The organism is Thalassotalea montiporae (assembly GCF_053485855.1).
This window is the reverse complement of the sequence record NZ_JBQRUO010000001.1, coordinates 1,437,101-1,455,945: the sequence shown is the minus strand read 5'-3', so window position 1 is coordinate 1,455,945 and position 18,845 is coordinate 1,437,101. Positions and strand designations below refer to the sequence as shown.

The 18,845-nt window shown below is 41.7% G+C and carries 19 protein-coding genes; 12 read left to right on the top strand and 7 right to left on the bottom strand.

The genetic code is table 11. From position 1 onward, the window contains the following. The first annotated feature begins 453 nt into the window (after positions 1–453). Genes ACSLUR_RS06280 through hmpA form a run of 3 tightly spaced genes read left to right on the top strand, consistent with a single transcriptional unit; the run spans position 454 to position 3,213 of the window. Entirely contained in the window at positions 454–738 is a 285-nt protein-coding gene (locus tag ACSLUR_RS06280) for a hypothetical protein (RefSeq protein ID WP_448552796.1), read from the top strand. 1 nt (position 739) lies between these two features. Then, complete coding sequence (locus tag ACSLUR_RS06275) at positions 740–1,969, top strand: NnrS family protein (RefSeq protein WP_448552794.1); 1,230 nt, start codon at positions 740–742, stop codon at positions 1,967–1,969. A gap of 35 nt (positions 1,970–2,004) precedes the next feature. Then, positions 2,005–3,213 carry an NO-inducible flavohemoprotein gene (hmpA, locus tag ACSLUR_RS06270; RefSeq protein WP_448552792.1) on the top strand — a complete coding sequence of 403 codons (1,209 nt, stop codon included), beginning with the start codon at positions 2,005–2,007 and terminating at the stop codon, positions 3,211–3,213. A 176-nt stretch (positions 3,214–3,389) separates the two neighbouring features. On the opposite strand, the gene recR is transcribed toward hmpA, so the two are convergent. From recR to ACSLUR_RS06255, 3 genes are all read right to left on the bottom strand, one after another. Then, positions 3,390–3,995: a recombination mediator RecR gene (recR, locus tag ACSLUR_RS06265; protein ID WP_116013919.1), complete on the bottom strand. Its 606-nt coding sequence runs from the start codon at positions 3,993–3,995 to the stop codon at positions 3,390–3,392. Between the two features lie 201 nt (positions 3,996–4,196). Then, positions 4,197–4,514, bottom strand: coding sequence for an Mpo1-like protein (locus tag ACSLUR_RS06260; RefSeq protein WP_116013920.1), 318 nt, complete (start codon positions 4,512–4,514; stop codon positions 4,197–4,199). Between the two features lie 2 nt (positions 4,515–4,516). Further along, positions 4,517–5,173 (bottom strand): GNAT family N-acetyltransferase, encoded by a 657-nt coding sequence (locus tag ACSLUR_RS06255; RefSeq protein WP_448552790.1) that lies wholly within the window; start codon positions 5,171–5,173, stop codon positions 4,517–4,519. 307 nt (positions 5,174–5,480) lie between these two features. Between ACSLUR_RS06255 and ACSLUR_RS06250 the strand changes: the two genes are divergently transcribed. After that, positions 5,481–5,711, top strand: a complete 231-nt coding sequence (locus tag ACSLUR_RS06250) for a DUF2789 domain-containing protein (RefSeq protein ID WP_448552788.1) — start codon at positions 5,481–5,483, stop codon at positions 5,709–5,711. Between the two features lie 123 nt (positions 5,712–5,834). On the opposite strand, the gene ACSLUR_RS06245 is transcribed toward ACSLUR_RS06250, so the two are convergent. Further along, positions 5,835–6,200 carry a DUF3192 domain-containing protein gene (locus tag ACSLUR_RS06245; protein WP_115999897.1) on the bottom strand — a complete coding sequence of 122 codons (366 nt, stop codon included), beginning with the start codon at positions 6,198–6,200 and terminating at the stop codon, positions 5,835–5,837. Between the two features lie 171 nt (positions 6,201–6,371). Between ACSLUR_RS06245 and ACSLUR_RS06240 the strand changes: the two genes are divergently transcribed. Further along, entirely contained in the window at positions 6,372–6,728 is a 357-nt protein-coding gene (locus tag ACSLUR_RS06240) for a DNA-binding protein (RefSeq protein ID WP_448552785.1), read from the top strand. Positions 6,729–6,768: 40 nt separating this feature from the next. Here ACSLUR_RS06240 and syd read toward each other — a convergent pair whose 3' ends face one another. Further along, entirely contained in the window at positions 6,769–7,341 is a 573-nt protein-coding gene (gene syd, locus ACSLUR_RS06235; RefSeq protein ID WP_448552783.1) for a SecY-interacting protein, read from the bottom strand. Between the two features lie 67 nt (positions 7,342–7,408). Here syd and queF point away from each other — a divergent pair, with 67 nt between their 5' ends. Together queF and ACSLUR_RS06225 are read left to right on the top strand one after the other, a co-directional pair. Further along, positions 7,409–8,260 (top strand): NADPH-dependent 7-cyano-7-deazaguanine reductase QueF, encoded by an 852-nt coding sequence (queF, locus tag ACSLUR_RS06230; protein WP_448552781.1) that lies wholly within the window; start codon positions 7,409–7,411, stop codon positions 8,258–8,260. A gap of 154 nt (positions 8,261–8,414) precedes the next feature. Next, the gene (locus tag ACSLUR_RS06225; protein ID WP_448552779.1) at positions 8,415–9,587 is read left to right on the top strand and encodes a GGDEF domain-containing protein; all 1,173 of its coding nucleotides are present in this window, start codon (positions 8,415–8,417) and stop codon (positions 9,585–9,587) included. Positions 9,588–9,719: 132 nt separating this feature from the next. Here ACSLUR_RS06225 and ACSLUR_RS06220 read toward each other — a convergent pair whose 3' ends face one another. Continuing rightward, positions 9,720–11,507, bottom strand: coding sequence for a M61 family metallopeptidase (locus ACSLUR_RS06220; protein WP_448552777.1), 1,788 nt, complete (start codon positions 11,505–11,507; stop codon positions 9,720–9,722). A gap of 339 nt (positions 11,508–11,846) precedes the next feature. Here ACSLUR_RS06220 and ACSLUR_RS06215 point away from each other — a divergent pair, with 339 nt between their 5' ends. From ACSLUR_RS06215 to ACSLUR_RS06195, 5 genes are all read left to right on the top strand, one after another. Next, positions 11,847–13,472: a GGDEF domain-containing protein gene (locus ACSLUR_RS06215; RefSeq protein WP_448552775.1), complete on the top strand. Its 1,626-nt coding sequence runs from the start codon at positions 11,847–11,849 to the stop codon at positions 13,470–13,472. A 91-nt stretch (positions 13,473–13,563) separates the two neighbouring features. Continuing rightward, complete coding sequence (ppnN, locus tag ACSLUR_RS06210) at positions 13,564–14,958, top strand: nucleotide 5'-monophosphate nucleosidase PpnN (RefSeq protein WP_448552773.1); 1,395 nt, start codon at positions 13,564–13,566, stop codon at positions 14,956–14,958. After that, positions 14,955–15,758: a flap endonuclease Xni gene (xni, locus tag ACSLUR_RS06205; RefSeq protein ID WP_115999890.1), complete on the top strand. Its 804-nt coding sequence runs from the start codon at positions 14,955–14,957 to the stop codon at positions 15,756–15,758. The genes ppnN and xni overlap by 4 nt, the downstream gene beginning before the upstream one ends. Positions 15,759–15,927: 169 nt before the next feature. Continuing rightward, entirely contained in the window at positions 15,928–16,305 is a 378-nt protein-coding gene (locus ACSLUR_RS06200; protein ID WP_115999889.1) for a DUF3192 domain-containing protein, read from the top strand. Positions 16,306–16,583: 278 nt separating this feature from the next. Beyond that, the gene (locus ACSLUR_RS06195; RefSeq protein ID WP_115999888.1) at positions 16,584–17,591 is read left to right on the top strand and encodes an isocitrate dehydrogenase; all 1,008 of its coding nucleotides are present in this window, start codon (positions 16,584–16,586) and stop codon (positions 17,589–17,591) included. Between the two features lie 156 nt (positions 17,592–17,747). Here ACSLUR_RS06195 and rlmM read toward each other — a convergent pair whose 3' ends face one another. Continuing rightward, positions 17,748–18,836 (bottom strand): 23S rRNA (cytidine(2498)-2'-O)-methyltransferase RlmM, encoded by a 1,089-nt coding sequence (gene rlmM, locus ACSLUR_RS06190; RefSeq protein ID WP_448552770.1) that lies wholly within the window; start codon positions 18,834–18,836, stop codon positions 17,748–17,750. Positions 18,837–18,845: the final 9 nt, after the last annotated feature.

The following is an 18,845-nucleotide window of genomic DNA, read 5'->3' as shown; positions in this document are numbered from 1 at the left end:
TTTTTTTGATTATTGTATTTTTAATTTTGTGCTGTGTTCATTATGTCCGTATGGAAACGACTAACTAGCTTCTCTCTAACTTTTTTTCTAATTAACTACCTACTTAACTACCTAACTATCAACGTATCTAGTTAAACCGTTAGCAGCTTTAAGCTAACTCAATTTAACTATATCAAATACACACAACCATGTCTTTATGACTCAAATATAAACTGTGTCATTTTGACTCTACAAAATCATTAAGTTTAGATATTTATATATATTTCAATACATTAAAAGATTGGCACTAGTCTTGATATGACTCATATAGGTAACGCTTTGATAACAAAGCCTCAAAAAGCCATTGTAAGGTCAATAGCGCGCAGATAAGCCCCGCTAGCACACTTAGAGTAATGAGGCCACGCAAGTTACAGATTTTAACAAAAGCATTAAACACGAAACGTCGGAGCCATTATGTACCCAACACCATATTCAAATTTTCTAATTGCTGATGGCAGTCAATTTGAACAAGCACAACTGAATTTTCAAAAATGCATTCTTATTGGCAATTGGATGATGCTTACTTCGTTAACTGTCACCTTGATGTGCGTTGCCATTACTTTTGGTTTTGATCATTACTTTTCCATTGCAAGCCAAGTCACTGCGCATATCGCGACAATCGTTTTCGCAGGTGTTTTAAAAGTGGGTTACGTTTTACGCTGCGTTGGTGTCCACGGGTTAGGTCACAAGGTGTTTTAAGATGATGATATCTGAACCACCTGTAAATGCTGAAAACAATACCTCAACTTTATCCATATTTAATGATCACCATCCACTATGGCAATTGTCATTTCGCGCCTTCTTTTTAGCGGCAAGCTTTTTTTCTGTAGTTGCCGTTGCGCTTTGGGTGGCATCGCTATCAGGTCTCAGTTTGTCGAGTCCAATTACTACTAAAGCTTTCTACTTACCCAGCTTAGTTTGGCACGCTCATGAGATGATTTTTGGTTTTGCCGCCACTGTTGCCATTGGGTTTATCTTAACCGCGGTGCAAACTTGGACAAGTTCGCCAAGCATTAGCGGTCGTCCAGTAATGCTATTGATCGCTATTTGGGTCATGGTGAGAGCGCTTCTTTGGTACAACACAATAACAAGTCTAGCTTTTGCCATTGCACTACAGAGCCTTTGGTGGCTCGCTATTATTGGCTGCTATACGCGTATTGTGTTGCGCGCGAAGAACAAGCGAAACTACTTGTTTATGCCTCTACTGAGTGCGCTAGCAACGGTCAATTTGCTCGTATTAGGCTGTGGTTTAGCAGGGAAAACTGATTTAGCACTGCATTTTGCACGCTCTGCTGTACTCGTTTTTACCCTAGTGATGGCAGTTGTTGGTGGCCGTGTAATCCCGTTTTTTACAGTTCGCGGCACTGGTACTGAGCCCACGCAGCCGCTACCTTGGCTGGAAATGGCGTTACTGCCAGTCGCCATTGTCGGCATCACTATTTTCATCCTTGGGCAGTTTATCTCCCTGCCAATCACGCCAGCCCTATTCATGCTATCTGCTGGCATACTGCATCTGGTGCGTGGTGCTCGTTGGTCAGGCAGAAAAACGTTGAATGTACCACTGCTTTGGTCGTTGCACTTAGCTTACTTATTAATGAGCCTGGGCCTTATCGCCCTGGGTTTGAGCTATCTTACCCCAATGGTTCAATTTAGCGCTGCACTACATTTAATCACTATTGGCGCAATAGGCTTGATGATCATTTCTATGATGAGTCGAGTATCACTAGGTCACACGGGGCGTGCGTTAATCACAAAACGCCGTGTCAATTTGACATTTTCCTTGGTAGCTGCCGCCGCACTAATTCGCTTTATCTTGCCACACCTAGGCCACACCCTGCTGAGCTGGCAGCTTAGCGCCTTGCTATGGGTTATCGCGTTTAGCTTATTTTTCTTCACTTACTGGCCAATACTTACTAAACCTCGTCAGTAAGCTCATTTTTAACGTTATAGTTTGTTGGAGTAGACATGCAATCTAATCAAGCCCTTTCCGTTCAAGATATTAGCCTAGTGCAATCATCCTTACCGCTTATTGAGCAGGCCGGTGATGCTGTAACAGCGCACTTTTATCAACGAATGTTTCACCACAATCCTGAGCTGAAAGATATTTTTAATTTAACCAATCAAGAAACCGGTCGACAAAAGGCGGCATTGTTCGAGGCGATTGTCGCCTATGCGAAAAACCTAGATAACATTAGCGTGTTAAAACATGCCGTTGAGCGTATCGCCAATAAACACGTGAGCTTTCATATTAAACCAGACGACTACAAAATTGTTGGTCATCACCTTATTGAAACCATGCGCGAGCTGCTGGGCGAGCATTTCACACAAGCGATTGAAAAAGCATGGTCAACCGCATATCAAGTACTCGCCAACTTGTTTATCAACCTTGAAGAAGAATTATATGTTGACCGTGAAACTGCGACAGGTGGTTGGCGTGGTAAACGTGCCTTCAGCCTAGTAGAGAAAACTCAAGAATCTGAGTTAGTCACAAGCTTTGTTTTTGAACCGATTGATCAGCAGCCTATAATGAACTACTGTCCCGGTCAGTATATAGGCATTGAGTTAAAGCCGACTACATCACCTTACAACGAGATTCGTCAATACTCGCTGTCAACTAGCCCAAATGGTAAGAGCTACCGCATTTCGGTAAAACGTGAGTTAAGCAATGTAAGCGAGCGCAATGGTGTGATGTCGAACTATTTACACGATCATTTAAACCTAGGTGACATTGTTGATTTACACGCCCCTACTGGCGACTTTTATTGGCAAGATCGTCAACGACCTGTAGTGCTAATTTCAGCTGGTGTTGGCATTACCCCAATGCAAGCCATGTTGGATACGCTCGCTCAGAACAACTATTCAAAACAGGTTATTTATTTACATGCCTGTGAAAACAAGGCGCAACACTCTTTTGCCAATCACACAGCAAAGCAATGTAAACAACAAGGTTGGCAAGCGTATACTTGGTATCGAGAAGGAGCCGCTGATCAACCAAACATCTTCACAGGTATAATGGATTTTTCAGTAATTGATTTACCGCTAGATAATAATGGTGATTTTTATCTTTGTGGGCCAGTTGGATTTATGCAGTTTGCCAAACAGCAACTACTCAAACTTGGTGTAGAAGAGTCATGTATTCATTATGAGGTATTTGGCCCTCACGCCAACCTTTAAGGGCTATGGGGTAACAAGGATTTGCGGTGTCGAGTTAGCCACACGCCACCGCAATACTATAGTGAACTATGTCCAATCTAAACCATACCAAAGCTACCCCATATCAAAGCTAACTTATACCAAAGCTAACCCATACCGAAGTTAACTTATGCTAAATGGAGCTATACCAAATAGAACTAAACCTGATAGCTTTTTCGACCTGACAATGCATGTGACAAAGTATTGCCATCAACATACTCAAGCTCGCCGCCTACTGGCACCCCATGAGCGATACGCGATAAATTGACTTCAAATGACTTTGCCATTTCAGCGATAAAGTGCGCAGTCGCTTCCCCTTCAACTGTTGGGTTGGTGGCTAAAATCACTTCCTTAATACCGCCCTGTTGTAGTTGTGCTTCAAGCAAGTCTAACCCCAAGTCTTCTGGGCCAATACCGTCGATTGGTGATAGATGCCCCATTAAAATAAAGTATCGACCTTGAAACTCACCCGTTTGCTCGATGGCAATAACATCTGCTGGGCTTTCAACAATACATAATTGCTCAGCATGCTGGCGACGCGGGCTTTCACAAATATCGCATAAGGTTTGTTCAGTAAAGTTACGACACTGCTGACAATGCCCGACCTGCTCCATTGCTTTTGCCATCGTTTCCGCCAGCTTAGCACCACCTTGACGGTTTCGCTCTAATAAGTGAAACGCCATACGCTGAGCAGTTTTGGCACCGACACCGGGTAAGCAACGAAAAGATTCAATTAATTCTTGGACAAGTGGGCTGAACTTCATAGAGATATAAATTAGGTCATTAAGGTCAAAAACGGGCAAAGTGTAGCAAGCTAAACGTCAGCAATACAATATAAATCAAGCCTATTCACGCGCATTGACATCTATTAGCACAGAGCCTAAGTAAATGAACGTCATCAACATAAAAAAGCACCAATTGATTCCATCAATTTGGTGCTTTCACTAAATTCGCAATTTATAACACTATTGTTTTGGGCTTTGGCGGTTCGTTAAAAACTCTTTAAGCATTCGCCAGTCACCAATAAAGCTGTACCAAGGATAGGTAAAGGTTGCCGGACGATTCTTCTCAAAGAAAAAATGTCCGACCCAAGCAAAGGCATAGCCGGATACAAGGGCTAGCAATACCAGCCACCAAGTTTGCTTAACAAAGGCTAATGCGAGTAATGCAAGTGCTACTGCGCTACCGATGTAATGTAAACCTCGGCAAATTTTATTTTGATGCTGCGAAAGGTAAAACGGGTAAAATTCTTCAAAACTTTGATATTTTTTGGGCGTTGCCATGCTTAGCTCCCCGTTAGTGTATTTTCTCTGTGATGCACCATGAGCGCACCGTTTACTTTACCCACTTGCACTTCTTTGATCAGCTCGTAATCTACGTCTTTGAAAAACTCTCGATACTTATCATTAGTGGCGTATACGGCAACACCTTGGCTATCAGGGTGCTCTTCAAGCACGGTATTAACTGCAGCCATTAAATAATGACCAAAACCGTGATGTTGATGCAGAGGATGAATAGCAATAAAGCTGAGCATATGGAATTTCGTTAAGGGCACTTGCGACATGATCAGCTTTTCTTTTTCCATCATTTGTTTGGTAGAGAAGTACCCTGCGTTTAACAGCATTTTTAGGCGCCAATGCCAAAAGCGTTCAAAGCCAACGCCATCATCTGGCCCATTTAAACAAGCAACGCCCACCATGGCCTCACCGAGATACAAACCAACCATCGGCTGTTTAGCTTGCCAAAACGCACCTAATTCTTCACGAATTGACGTACGCAGCCGTTGTTCGTAATCTTCTTTGTCGCCATGGAAAATTTCTAAAAAGACAGGGTCATCGTGGTAGGCTTGATACAGTAAAGAAGCGGCAAGCTTAAGATCCTCTGCGGCTAAATAAGTTGCTCGAATATCTACATCTTGTGGTGCGGATACCGTTTGCGTCATAGACTCCCCCATTTTTTAATTGCTTGATAGCGTGTGATTTGTGCTTTTATATTCATACCAATTAAAATAAGCATCTTTATCACGGCAATAGCGTACAAACCTGTTGTTAATTTATTGTAGTAGTACGTGCACTATTCGCTAATCGTTTTTATTTTTCTTGTTTGCAATACCACCATAGCAACAAGCGAAGAATTAGGTCAATAAACAATCAGTGTTCGCTTTTATTACTTTTCCTCTCACCCTTGTTAAGCTCCACTATAATTAAATAATAAAAAACACAATCTCGTTAGCTTTGAAAGGCCTATTTATGGACACTTCCTTACATTCAACGAATACGCTGTTTGCACAATTAGGGCTTGCAAATTCACCCGCTGAAATCAATGCCTTTATAGCCAAACATAAAGGCATACCCAGTTCAGTTAGGCTGGCGCAGGCAAGTTTTTGGAGTAAAGCACAACAAGATTTTCTTGAGCAAGCGATTGCGGAAGACGCTGATTGGGCTGAAATTGTTGATAGCCTAGATTCTCAGCTAAGGTAGCTTTAACTTCTGATATCAATTTAATTAACTGAAATACCAATTCAAAATAGCCGAAAAACAAGTACAAAAAAGCGCTAACGGTAAGGTTAGCGCTTCGGCTTTAAGGTTAGCTAGTTTGTCGATTTAAAGTTGGGCGTAAGCCATTTCACCCCAGCTAACTAACAAACCATCGCGGAAAATGAGTGGTGTACATTCGTCTTTCGTGGTGATGCCGTCTTTGTGTTTACGGTTAGTGCGGTAATAAAGTACTTGCACATTTTCACCGTCTTTTTGGTAAACCTCATTAAAATCTGCCACACCTAAACGTGATTGCACATCAGCAAAAGACGCATTCAATTGTAAGCGCGCGATCTTTTTACGGTTTTCGTATTCTCGATCACCTAAATCATAACCGTAGTGACCATCGTCACCACCCACTGAAACTACACAGCCACTCAATGCCATTGTTAGCGGTAATGCAGTTAATAATAAAACAAGTGACTTTTTCATCTTCTATAATTCCCTAAGTTTGATTATTATTGTTTACCACTCAGCAAGTCATGCACCAAGATTTCAAGGTGTTGATTTTGTTAATTTTTTAATGAATTCATCAGAGCTTTGAAATTTAGAACTTGGTCATATTTGCTAATACTTGTTAATTTTTTCACACGATTAAGCATTATGACGATTAAAGACGAAATTTTAGCCATCGCTAACCAACTCGCCAACGATGGACAAAGCCCAACAGTCGCGAAAGTGAAGGCAAAACTCAGCGAAGCGGCGCCATTACCCACGATTATTAACACCCTTAAAAGCTGGCAACATCAGCCAGAGAACATCAGTGTTGATAAGGCGAATAAGGATTCAAATAGTGCTGATAAAAGTAGTGAAAATATTCAAACGGTGGAGTTATCAGAGACGCAATTGGCACTGTTACAAGATAAGCTACAAAGTCATATCGAGAAGGCGGTTGCAGCAGCGGTTAAGCCGCTGCAAGAAGAGCTTGCTGAAATACAACAGCTACTTAAAGCTAAATAACCTCTGGCCTAGGTAGCGTCACAAAAACAATATTTTGCAATTAATCATAAATCACAGGTGTTAACTGGCTTAGAAATTCCGTTAAATTGTCTGCAAGTTTTTTATGGGGCGCTTTACCGACCTGCTCTACCCACACTTCACCTGTTTGGTTATCAAGCGATAAAATAAAGTCGTCTTGATCGGTAAGTGCAAAAAATATAGTCACATCTTGTTTAAGCTTACGCTTCATTAGCACATGGCCAATAATGTTCTCTTGTAGACGACCAAAGTCGGCTTCGCTCCAAGGAAATAATAAGGTCAAGTTGCCATCATCACAGCTTAGATCGAAACTTTCGCTATAAAGTGTCGTGAAATAAGTTTTGATATCGGGGTGTAATGACAATTCAAGCGCCTGCTCAACATTATCAAAAGACAATGGACTTTCTGTGCTTTCTACACTTGCCGGCTGCCAAAAGTTAGCATCAGTTGAGTATTCCCCTGCCAAGCATGGAGATGGCCATTCTTCGTCTTTTTCAATAACAGGTAAATGACCATGTTTGTCTTGAAAAGCCGACACAAAACTTGATGCTAAGGCGTGTAATTGTCTGCTTAATTCATTGTCTGGGCGTGTCATCTTGGTCAAAATCCTAGTAAAATAGCGCCATTAATTCGTTAACATTTCAATTTTTATTAAGCAGTTCATGGCAAAGTATCAAAACAGTGGCCTATTAGAAGGTTTAACGTTAGGAAAAGCAACAGATTATAGCGACCAGTATGATCCAAGCTTGCTGCAAGGAGTGCCACGTAGTTTAAATCGCGACGATTTAGACATAGACCAAAGTAACTTACCGTTTTTTGGTGAAGATATCTGGTATGGCTACGAAGTTTCTTGGCTGAATGCTAAAGGTAAGCCAGTCGTTGCGGTTGCAGAATTCCACTTTCCTTGTTCAAGCGATAATTTAATCGAATCTAAGTCGTTCAAATTGTACCTAAACAGCTTCAATCAAACGCGTTTTGATAGCCAAGCACAAGTGCTTGAGCATATGACCAATGACTTATCGAAAGTGGCAGGTGCTCATGCCACCGTGCGTTTATTTCCTGTCGATAACTGCCCACCTCTGGCTATCGCAGCGACCAAGGCCACTTGTATTGATGAGTTAGATGTCGAGATTGAACAATACCAATATCAGCCAACACTTTTAGCTGATGCGACAGACAAGGGCAAAAAACAAGTGACCGAACAGCTGGTTAGCCATTTATTAAAGTCGAATTGTTTAATTACCAATCAGCCAGATTGGGCCAGTGTTTATATTAGCTATACGGGCAATGAAATTAATAAAGAAAAGCTACTGAAATATCTCATCTCATTTCGTGATCACAATGAATTTCACGAACAATGTGTCGAACGCATCTATTGTGATATCCAGCAGTTTTGTAACCCTAAGTATTTAACGGTTTTTGCTCGCTATACCCGTCGAGGTGGCTTAGATATTAACCCTTATCGCAGTTCGCTGCCGTCAAACGCGCCGAGCTCACGCTCGCTAAGACAATAAAAAACTTTTACCTTTGGTTAACATTATCACCCATAAATAGCTTAACTTTTAGTCTATTATTACGCCTAGCTAAACTTTGCCATAGTGATCTGCGCTGCTTACCACTATGGCATCTTTTCAATAGAAGTAATCAACGCGTAAAGCGGAGGGTGTATTGACTAATCAAAGTTTACCTAGTGCTATCAGCCCAAATTTCCTCAATTCACAATGGCGATCGTACAGTTGGTTATGGCTGTCTATTTCGATTGTCCACTGGACTGTTTTCGCGTTTGTTTACAAGTTCCAGCTAATTACTGCGCCTGCGTATTTAACGAGTTTAGCCAGCTATTTAATTGGTATTAGCCATTTTGCGTATAAATTTAAAACACTAGATAAGCTAGATAAAACAACTGCCAATATCACTGTTGGCTTATCCGTTATTAATTGGTTACTTATTGCTAGTACTTTGGCGAATTTATGGTCGGTATACAGCGCGGCCGAAAATATTCTATTAGTTGCCTTTTTCAGTTTAGCAATAAGCATAACCACAAGTTTGCGGTTGCTAGTGATCAGCACTGTGCCTGTTATTGCGTCTAGCGTTTTCTATCACGTGTTTTATCTGAATACCGCAGGTTTGGAGCTCTTTGTAGCACTTGCCTTTTACCCCTTAATATTAGCGGCTCTAATTTCAACTAAATTCAGGTTTAGTAAAACGCTAAGCAAGCAAAACAAAGAATTAAAAAGGTTGAACAAAGAGCTGACACATTTAAAGAACACTGACCCGCTCACACAGTTGAACAACCGTGGCTTTTTCGATGACAAGCTCAATTATTTGGTCGATCTGCATCATCGTAACCAACAGCCATTGTCATTGATTATTTTAGATGTTGATTTCTTCAAGAAATACAATGACTCCCTCGGCCATCCAGCTGGTGATCAATGTTTAAAAATAATTGCTAGCACTTTATCGCGTGTGGCTAAACGCGACACCGACATAGTAGCGAGAATTGGTGGTGAAGAATTTGCAATAATTTTACCAAGCACAAACAAAGCTAGTGCCTGCCAGTTGGCTGACAAACTCGCCAACGCGGTTAGAGAAGAAAATATTACACATCCACAATCATCAGTGTGTGACTATGTAACCATCAGCTTAGGTGTAACACAGCTATTTAGTGACAATGTTGAGCAACCAACAACACCCCAAGAGCTATATATTCAAGCGGACACGGCGCTATATGAAGCCAAACAAAATGGTCGTAATGGTTATCAGCCTTTTACTGACGCAACTAGCGACAAAGACAGCTGCAAAGTAAGCGAAAGAACAAGCAAAGTATCTATCGCATGTTAATCCTGCTAAACGAACTGTATTAGTGCCTCTGGTGGCTTTTAAAACTTAAAGTACACACCAAGTTCAACAGATTTGATACATTAAAAAAGCACCCTAGGGTGCTTTTTTGTTTACTTAACGTTTAAGTTAACGCTATTTTTCAGGAAATGCTAAGCCTGTCCAGGCTTTATAGAAGGCTTTTTGTGCTTCGCTCGCGTCAGCCATAGGTTGCACTTTTAGCTTACCTGCTGGTAGCTCACCAAGTTTAACTGTTTTAGTGACAAGCTGATCACGACGGAAGAAAGTAAAGGTTACTTTTTGCTTTGGCTTAAAGTTGCTTAAGCGTTTAGTTAAGTCTTTATCTTTCATGCGCAAGCCATCAACGGCAACAATAATATCATCGGTTGTTAAGCCGGCACGCCATGCAGGGCTGCCTTTTTCAACACTAGTAATTTTCAAGCCATTAGTATCGGCTTTCGTAGCAATACCTGACCACGCCTTAGTTTTATCCGTTTTACCATAGCTGATCTCTAAGCCGGCTTTGGCCAGTAACTTGTCGAAGCTTGGCTTGGCATGGCCGTCGATATTTTCTGCCCACCACGCTTGATAATCTTCACCAGTCACGCGTTGTAGGATATTGCGAACGTCTTGGTCGTTAAAAGTTTTAGGAATACTAAACTCTTTGTATAAAATGTCGTGAACATTGCGGTAACTCTGTTTTAAGCCCGTTTTTTCTAGAATGTCGAAGTCCAACATCCAAGACACCAAGAAACCTTCTGAGTAAATATTCACACTATGGTTTTTGTGGTAATCACCGCCTTCGCTGATCCACTTATCAAAGCTTGCCTCAGCCACTGATTGGCTGTCACGACCCGGCTTTCTTAAATAGCTATTAATACGACGAGCAAGGTGATCTAGCCATTCTTTGCTAGTCATAATATCACCGCGCATCAGCAGTTGATTTTGCAAGTAGCTGGTTGAGCCTTCAGATAACCACAGTAAGTTAGAGTAGTTTTCACCTTGGTAATCGTACGGCACTAGCCCTTCTGGGCGATATTGCTTTACGTTCCACGTATGAACAAACTCATGTGCGGCAGTACCTAAAAAGCTAAGGTAATCTTTGCGCTCAGCAAAGGTATAGCGATCACGCTGAATAATCGTTGAGTTAATATGCTCAGTAGCACCACGCGCACCACTTGTGGCGTGAACCATGAATACATAACGATCGAACGGGAAGTCAGACCAAATGGTGTCACCATGGCTGACGATCTTTTCCAAATCCTCAACCATTTGCTCAGCATCGTAATTTCCTTTACCCCAAATCACCAGCTCGTAATCGCGACCATCAACATCGAACTTATAAAAGTCGTTAATGCCTGTTTCAATCGGCGAGTCGATCAACAAATCGTAATCGGCGGCAATAAACTGGTGCTTGTTACGGCCTTTTTTCAAACCTGACACACTGCGCCACTTTTTCGGTACTTTCAGTTGAATCACGTGTTTGTCGTCGCGGCTTTCATCGGTGTACATAACAACACCGGAGGCATCTAAAAACGCGTGGCTGTCGTCTACGTGACGTGTGCGGTAACCCAGTTGATTGGCATACACTTGGTAACTCACATCAACGCCGTCGCTTAAGTCACCGGAGATACGCCAAGTATCTTTGTCGATTTTCTGCCAAGTAAGGTCGCTATCTTTTACGTTGAATTCACGAATACCATTGGCAAGGTTTAAAATTTCATAACGCCCTGTGCGCCATGTTGGCAGTTTTAAGTCAATTGACGCTTGTGTTGACGCTGGTAACGCCATTTTAACTTTAGCGTAGTGATGCTCAGCTTTTGATAAATCAATGTTGACCTTAACATCGGCCAATGCAGATTGAGAAAAGGCGCAGGTCAAAAATAAAGCAATGGGTGACAAACGCTTAGTAATTTTGTTCATAATCAAACTATATTCTTAAAATAAGATGTTAAATAAATGTGTCGAATCATTCGATGGCGTAAGTTTACCTGCTTTGCCAATGATTACCATGTTAGTGCGCTTGAAAATTCGGGGCTTGGTCGAAAAATCTTAAATTTTTACAAAATCTCAGTGGGACAAATAGTTTTATTAACCGTTCTTATATACAGTGATATTATAAATTGAACTATTATAGTGAAAGTAACTGCTGTCGAAATTCATCAGGCTATAACGTAATTTTCAAACTCATTTTCAGGTACGAGCAATTTTATTGCTAACCAACATATTGAAAGCCCATTTTATTCAGGAAATCATTTACCCATGAGTGAAACGTCTGTTTTTCAGAGTCAACTTCGCCAACTCAAAGCCAAACTTGATGCCTCTATTCAAGCGCGTTCAACGCTAGAAGAAGACTTTAATAAACGTTCAACCTTGTTAACCGACTTTTTGGTTAAGCTGTCGCGTTTGTGTAAAGGACAAGATCTTGAATTAGACAACCGTATGGCAAAGCTACGCGCCATGCTAAAAAAGAGTGCGCCGCTAGCAGATGTTGAAAAAGAACTCGCAAACGTTTCTAAGCTGTTAAACAAACAAGCCAGTAAAAACGAGCTTAATATTCGCGACTTACACCAAAAGTTCCACGGCGCGGGTACGACACTGCAAAAAGCGAAAGGGTTGCCACCGCAGTCAAGACGCAGTTTACGAAGCTTATTAACCGAAAACTCAGACACTAAAGACACGGTTATTCAATATGTCCCGCAGTTAAGCGAACTACTGTCAATCTATGGCGAAGTGTTGGCGGCAAAAGACAGTATTCAAGTGAGCGGACAAGCTCATGCTGCAATGCAATCTAGTGCGGCGTCGCCGAAAAATCAACCGAATGGTAACCAGCCGGAGGCCGCTAAAAGTGCCAAGGGCTTTATTGAGCGTATTACCTCAATTCTAAGCAACATTAAGTTATCTGAGCAGCTGCAACAAAAGCTGAATCACTTAAAAGATGAGCTTGGAAATACACAGCATATCGATGATAGCTTGCTCAACAACATAGTGGCAGTATTAAATCTTGTTGCTGAAGATATGGAACAAGAGCGTAAAACGGCTAAAACCTTTTTATCAACGCTCTCTGGTGCGTTATCCAAAGTGCAGCGCGCGGTTAAATCTACCCTGTCAAACTCTCAAGGCCACCGCAGTGAACAAGAAAGTATTAATGAATCACTTAACAGCCAGTTAGGTGATATCGCTGAGATGATCGAATCTGCGCCGAGCCTCACTGAAGCCAAAGCGGAGCTGATGGCAAAATTTGAAACCATCACACAAACAATTGAGCAAAAAAATAGCTTAGAGCTTGGCTATTTTGAACAGCTAGAGCAACAGCTTTTAGCCATGCGTACCAAAGTCAGTGAATTGGAAAAACAAAGTAAACACTTTGAACAACGCATGCTAGAGCAACAGCGCATTAGCCTGCAAGATGCATTAACAAAGCTAAATAATCGCGCCGCTTTTGACGAGTATTTTGCTAAGCAAATGGTGCGTTTCAATCACAAACAGTTTGAGCTCGCAGTGGCGGTTATCGATTTAGATGACTTTAAACAAATTAATGACACCTATGGCCACACTGCCGGTGATAAAACCTTGCAAGTCATTGCTGCTACCTTGACCAAAGCGCTAACCAAGAATGTATTCATTGCCCGCTATGGCGGTGAAGAGTTTGTTTTAGTGTTTAACGAGTTAAATGAAAAGGAAGTAATGGCTGCGCTGGAAAACTTCCGTAAAACGATTGCTAAACTGCCATTTAAGTTCAGAAATAACAAAGTCAATATCACCACGTCAATTGGTGTTACTCACATTAAGCATGGTGACAATATTCACCTTGCCTTCGAACGCGCCGATGAGGCGTTATATCAAGCAAAACATCAAGGTAAAAACCGAATAATCTACGCACAATAAGTAAACAGGCGCTAGCTGCTATTGGCTTATCGCCATGGCACTAGTGGGATCGTCATTGCTTTTCAATGACCAATTGAATAAGGGGATCAGGATGAAAACTTTAATTAACCCTGTTGGCAACATGAATTTATTGTCACAAATAGAGATTGATCAATTACAAGAATCTGCAGAAAGTAAGCTTTTTCAGCTGTACCGTAATTGCTCACTAGCGGTATTAAATGTAGGTAGCCATACCGATGATGCAGAAGAAATTTATCAGCAATTTCTGGACTTTCACATCAATGTATTGCGCATCGAACGCGGTGTAAAATTAGAGCTAACCAACCCGCCACAAGATGCCTTTGTCGATAACAAAATTATCCGTGGTATTCGCGAGCACTTATCTGCCGTTTTGCGTGACATTCTATTTATCAATGATAAGTACGACGGACTGTGCGATAACCTTAGCTGCGAAAGTGAAAAAACGACGCATATTGTTTTTGATATTTTGCGCAACGCCAATGCCATTTTACCTGAGTCTGTGCCCGGTTTAATTACCTGCTGGGGCGGACATTCAATCAACACAACCGAATACAAATACACCAAAGAAGTTGGCTACCAACTTGGCCTACGCGGCTTTAATATTTGTACAGGTTGTGGCCCGGGCGCCATGAAAGGCCCAATGAAAGGCGCGACTATCGGCCATGCCAAACAGCGCAACCTTACTGGCCGCTATTTAGGGCTAACCGAGCCCAGTATCATTGCTGCCGAGCCGCCAAACCCTATCGTAAATGAACTGATTATTATGCCGGATATCGAAAAGCGGTTAGAGGCGTTCGTTCGTTTATCGCATGGCATTATCATCTTTCCTGGCGGCGCTGGGACTGCAGAGGAATTTCTTTATATTCTTGGCATTATGCTCAACGAGAAAAACAAAGAGCAACACTTACCCATTATTTTAACTGGCCCGAAAGAAAGCGAAGCTTATTTCCAAGAGATTGACAAATTTGTCGTTGCCACGCTTGGCGAGCAAGTGCGTAAGCATTATCGAATTATTGTTGATGATGCGCCAAGTGTTGCCCGCGCGTTAAGCGAAGAAGTGGAGCAAGTGCTCGCCTATCGCAAAGCCAAAGGTGATGCCTTTCACTTCAATTGGTCATTAGAAATTGATCAGGAATTTCAACAACCATTTGAACCAACCCATGAGAACATGGCAAACTTAACGGTAAAAACAGATATGGATACCGCTGCTTTAGCCGCCAACTTGCGCCGAATTTTCTCCGGTATTGTGGCTGGCAATGTCAAAGCCAACGGTATTAAGGCCATTAGGGAACATGGCCCGTTTGTAATTTCTGGGGAAGAGAAAATTATGTCGTTAATGGATAAATTGCTAGATTCATTTGTAAAACAGCAGCGTATGAAGCTGCCGGGTAGTGAATACATTCCTTGCTATCGCGTTGCACAAGGCGCTGATGCCGCTTCAACCATTCAGGGTCAGCCTGCATGACAGCACATGTTGTACTCATTGATGCGCTTAATTTAATTAGGCGCATTTATGCTGTTCAAGAGCGACCATTCCTGCTCAACAATGAGTTGTCGGAAAACACGAAACAGCAAGTGCTTCACAACACAGCGCAAGCGTCGGCGACCGCTGTTGCCAATATTTTGGAATTTTTAACACCAACGCATGGGGTTGCCGTATTTGACAGCGAGCAACCCTGTTGGCGTTATCAACTCTACCCCGACTACAAAAAAGGCCGCAAAAAAATGCCTGAGCATTTAGCAGCCAAATTAAGTGACATTCAAGATGCCTTGTTAAGCAAAGGTATTGATTCTATTGAGCCCGAGGAAGACGAAGCAGACGATGTGATTGCGACCCTGGCGATCAAAGTGGCGCTGCGAAACCAAAAAGTCACCATAGTCTCAACCGATAAGTGCTTTTTATCGCTGATTAATGAAAATATTCAAGTCTATGATTACTTTAACCGCCGCTTCTTAGACGATAACTATATCGAACAAAAATTCAGTGTAAAATCGAATCAACTAATTGATTTATGGGCATTAACTGGTGATAGCACCAATAAAATTCCAGGCGTGGCTGGCATTGGCCAAATTACCGCTGCGGAGTTAATTAAAGACTATGGTTCGGTCAATGCTATTTTGGCTGCAGATAAAATAAAATCGTCGGTCAAACAAAAGCTAGATCAAGGGAAGGACATGCTCAAACTGAGCCATCAACTGCTCACTTTAAAGCAAAATATTCCCCTAGGTTTTAACCTCAAAGACATTCGGCTAATGACAATTTAGTAAGAATTGGTTGGCCTATAAAAATTGTTGCAAATCATCAACAAGCTATTTAAAACTTGCCAATAACTCGCTATGCTAAGAGTCAGCTACAATAAATATTAAGGTTAGTAAGTGGCGGTTACAGTGGCTGATATTACTAATCAAAATTCCAGCAAATTCTTCTAGAGTTATGAGTAAAAAAGTTATCTTCCGTATTTTATTGGCATTAGCAGCTTACGGCATTTTTGTGTTGTTAGTGGTCAATTTTTATAACGACGACCCCGCCAATATGAAATGGGAAGATCGCGAAGCGTTCAACCGTCAATACATTTCAAAGCTACAGCTTGATAACTTTACTTTTGAACAGGCACTTGAAAATTTGGGCAGCCCAGATATCACTGAAGCGAAAAAAGTGGATAACGTGAACTATCAAGTGATGTTCTACCGCACTCAACACGTGAAATCAGATGGTATTACCACGCAAGAAGAGTGTACGCCACTCCTGTTTAGCAATGGCCTACTTACTGCCATTGGCAATGTCGCTTACGAGCAGTTTAAATCCCTTTAAGCTGCTCACTTGCAAAGACTAATTTATTTATCTGCTGAATTTTCACTAATAAAACGCCCTCATATAAAATTTGCCCACATAAAACTCACCACGTAAGTTTTCACACTAGCTTACAGCCTTAAGCCATGGTATAAAGGCGCGCTTTTTTTCACATAGCCTAACTAAATACTTACTTTAGCGCACCAAGCGCGCGTTTATTTCTTGCCAATTTGATGCTGGAAATAACGATTAGGCTATGCTTTGAAAAGACTTCTGACAAATCTTTAAAGGTACAATAAATGGCTAAGCAAACTATCACAGTAATTCCTGGCGACGGTATCGGTCCTGATATTATCGACGCAACGATCAAAGTATTAGACAAAGCAGGTTGTGATTTTGAATATGAATACGCTGATGCAGGCCTAGTAGCACTAGAAAAGCACGGTGAATTAGTTCCAGAAGAGACTTTAGAGCTAATTAAAAAGAACAAAATCACGCTTAAAGGCCCATTAACAACACCTGTAGGCGAAGGCTTTACGTCAATCAACGTAACATTACGTAAGCAATTCCAGCTATACGCAAACATGCGCCCTGTAATTTCGTTCAAAGGCACTAAAGCTCGCTACGAAAACATCGACATTATTACCGTTCGTGAAAACACTCAAGGTATGTACTCTGGCTTAGGTCAAAACGTATCTGACTGCGGTGAAACAGCAGAAGCGATGAGCCAAATCACTCGTGAAGGTGCTGAGCGCATTGTTGAATTTGCTTACGAAACTGCTCGCAAAGAGGGCCGTAAAAAGGTAACTGCGGTTCACAAGGCTAACATTCTTAAATCAACTTCTGGTTTATTCTTAAAAGTTGCTCGTGAAGTTGGTGAGCGTTACCCAGATATCGAATCTGCAGAAATGATCGTTGATAACTGTTGTATGCAGTTAGTAATGAACCCAGAGCAGTTCGACGTTATTGTTACCACTAACCTTTTCGGTGATATTTTATCTGACTTATGTGCAGGTTTAGTTGGCGGTTTAGGTATGGCTCCTGGTGCTAACATCGGTGACGACTGTGCAATCTTTGAAGCGGTTCACGGCAGTGCACCAGATATCGCTGGTAAAAACCTAGCTAACCCGACTTCAGTTATTCTTGCCGCTATCCAAATGCTTGAGTACTTAGAAATGGGTGACAAAGCACAAGCTATTCGCAACGCAATTACTGAAGTTATTGAATCAGGCGACCGTACAACCCGCGACTTAGGCGGTTCTCACGGTACAACTGACTTCACTGACGCAGTACTAGAGCGTTTATAATTAACGCTTGTTTGTTATAGATTGAGTGCTCTAGCTTATCTAAATAGCTAAAAGCACAAAAACAAAAAAACCGACTTAATTGTCGGTTTTTTATATCTACTTTCAGGCCAATTATTTAGTCTAATGACGTAGTTCTAAACGCCTAGGGTTAACTACTTAGCGCGCTAGTGGTGCTGGCGACAATAAACGAGCGTGTACCGTGATTTCTTCACGATCGTAATATAAATGCTTTGCGTACATCTCGTACCTAACATCGTGTTCAGCAAATCGGTCTTTGATCATTTGCAGGTCTTTTTGCACTTGCTGATAACGCCCTTTCATTGGCAACTTAAGGTTGAACATCGCTTCTTTACAAAAGCCATGTAGTAACCAGTCAGTCATAAGGTAAGCAACGCGATGTGGCTTTTCCACCATATCACACACTAACCAATACACATTTTGCTTGGCCGGTTTAAATTTAAAACCATCAATTTGATAATGTTTAACTTGCCCTGTTTCCATTAAAGATTCAGCCATTGGGCCATTATCGACGGCTGATACCATCATACCGCGACGCACTAGTTGGTATGTCCAACCGCCTGGCGCAGCACCTAAATCCACCGCATTTAAACCAGAAGTTAAACGTGATTCCCAATCTTTTTTCGGCACGAAGTATAAAAACGCTTCATCAAGTTTTAAGGTTGAGCGACTTGGTGCTTGTGATGGGAATTTTAAACGTGGAATACCCATTACATGTTGTGAGGTATTCGTGCCTAACGAGAAGCCTAAAATCACTTCTTTGCCAGATAAGAACAAAGCGTGCAGCACAGCGCCGTCATCGTCACCTTGCTCAGTTAATACTTTTTGCTTTCTTAGCGCTTGGCGCAGTGGTACTGCTAATTTACGACAAAACTTAGTTAGCGCTTTACCATCATTAGTGTCTGGCGTTTCCATTCGCAAATCGGCATATTGCCAATCGGTGCCTAGGGCTTCAACAATGGCTTCAACGCGGTTGTAGTCAGGCAGTTCAATTTTTTCCGTTAAGGTAACAAACCACTGACGGGTGAAAATCAAACGCTTTAATGGCAGCTTTTCCATTAAGGTTTCGCCGTCTTCTGCGTTATGCAGATGGAAAAATACTAAGCCTTGCTTTTTAACTATTTCCAAATAGCCGTAAATTTCGTTCCATGCCGCTTTTTCCTGAATTTCCGCACCACACTCTTTTTCAAAGCCTGGGCGGCAATATAATACAATGGAGGTTTTCATTTATTACGA

Bases quoted from the DNA above. Each gene is read 5' to 3' on its own strand.
- ACSLUR_RS06280 (WP_448552796.1), top strand. From the start codon at position 454: ATGTACCCAACACCATATTCAAATTTTCTAATTGCTGATGGCAGTCAA.
- ACSLUR_RS06275 (WP_448552794.1), top strand. From the start codon at position 740: ATGATGATATCTGAACCACCTGTAAATGCTGAAAACAATACCTCAACT.
- hmpA (WP_448552792.1), top strand. From the start codon at position 2,005: ATGCAATCTAATCAAGCCCTTTCCGTTCAAGATATTAGCCTAGTGCAA.
- recR (WP_116013919.1), bottom strand. From the start codon at position 3,995: ATGAAGTTCAGCCCACTTGTCCAAGAATTAATTGAATCTTTTCGTTGC.
- ACSLUR_RS06260 (WP_116013920.1), bottom strand. From the start codon at position 4,514: ATGGCAACGCCCAAAAAATATCAAAGTTTTGAAGAATTTTACCCGTTT.
- ACSLUR_RS06255 (WP_448552790.1), bottom strand. From the start codon at position 5,173: ATGACGCAAACGGTATCCGCACCACAAGATGTAGATATTCGAGCAACT.
- ACSLUR_RS06250 (WP_448552788.1), top strand. From the start codon at position 5,481: ATGGACACTTCCTTACATTCAACGAATACGCTGTTTGCACAATTAGGG.
- ACSLUR_RS06245 (WP_115999897.1), bottom strand. From the start codon at position 6,200: ATGAAAAAGTCACTTGTTTTATTATTAACTGCATTACCGCTAACAATG.
- ACSLUR_RS06240 (WP_448552785.1), top strand. From the start codon at position 6,372: ATGACGATTAAAGACGAAATTTTAGCCATCGCTAACCAACTCGCCAAC.
- syd (WP_448552783.1), bottom strand. From the start codon at position 7,341: ATGACACGCCCAGACAATGAATTAAGCAGACAATTACACGCCTTAGCA.
- queF (WP_448552781.1), top strand. From the start codon at position 7,409: ATGGCAAAGTATCAAAACAGTGGCCTATTAGAAGGTTTAACGTTAGGA.
- ACSLUR_RS06220 (WP_448552777.1), bottom strand. From the start codon at position 11,507: ATGAACAAAATTACTAAGCGTTTGTCACCCATTGCTTTATTTTTGACC.
- ACSLUR_RS06215 (WP_448552775.1), top strand. From the start codon at position 11,847: ATGAGTGAAACGTCTGTTTTTCAGAGTCAACTTCGCCAACTCAAAGCC.
- ppnN (WP_448552773.1), top strand. From the start codon at position 13,564: ATGAAAACTTTAATTAACCCTGTTGGCAACATGAATTTATTGTCACAA.
- xni (WP_115999890.1), top strand. From the start codon at position 14,955: ATGACAGCACATGTTGTACTCATTGATGCGCTTAATTTAATTAGGCGC.
- ACSLUR_RS06200 (WP_115999889.1), top strand. From the start codon at position 15,928: ATGAGTAAAAAAGTTATCTTCCGTATTTTATTGGCATTAGCAGCTTAC.
- ACSLUR_RS06195 (WP_115999888.1), top strand. From the start codon at position 16,584: ATGGCTAAGCAAACTATCACAGTAATTCCTGGCGACGGTATCGGTCCT.
- rlmM (WP_448552770.1), bottom strand. From the start codon at position 18,836: ATGAAAACCTCCATTGTATTATATTGCCGCCCAGGCTTTGAAAAAGAG.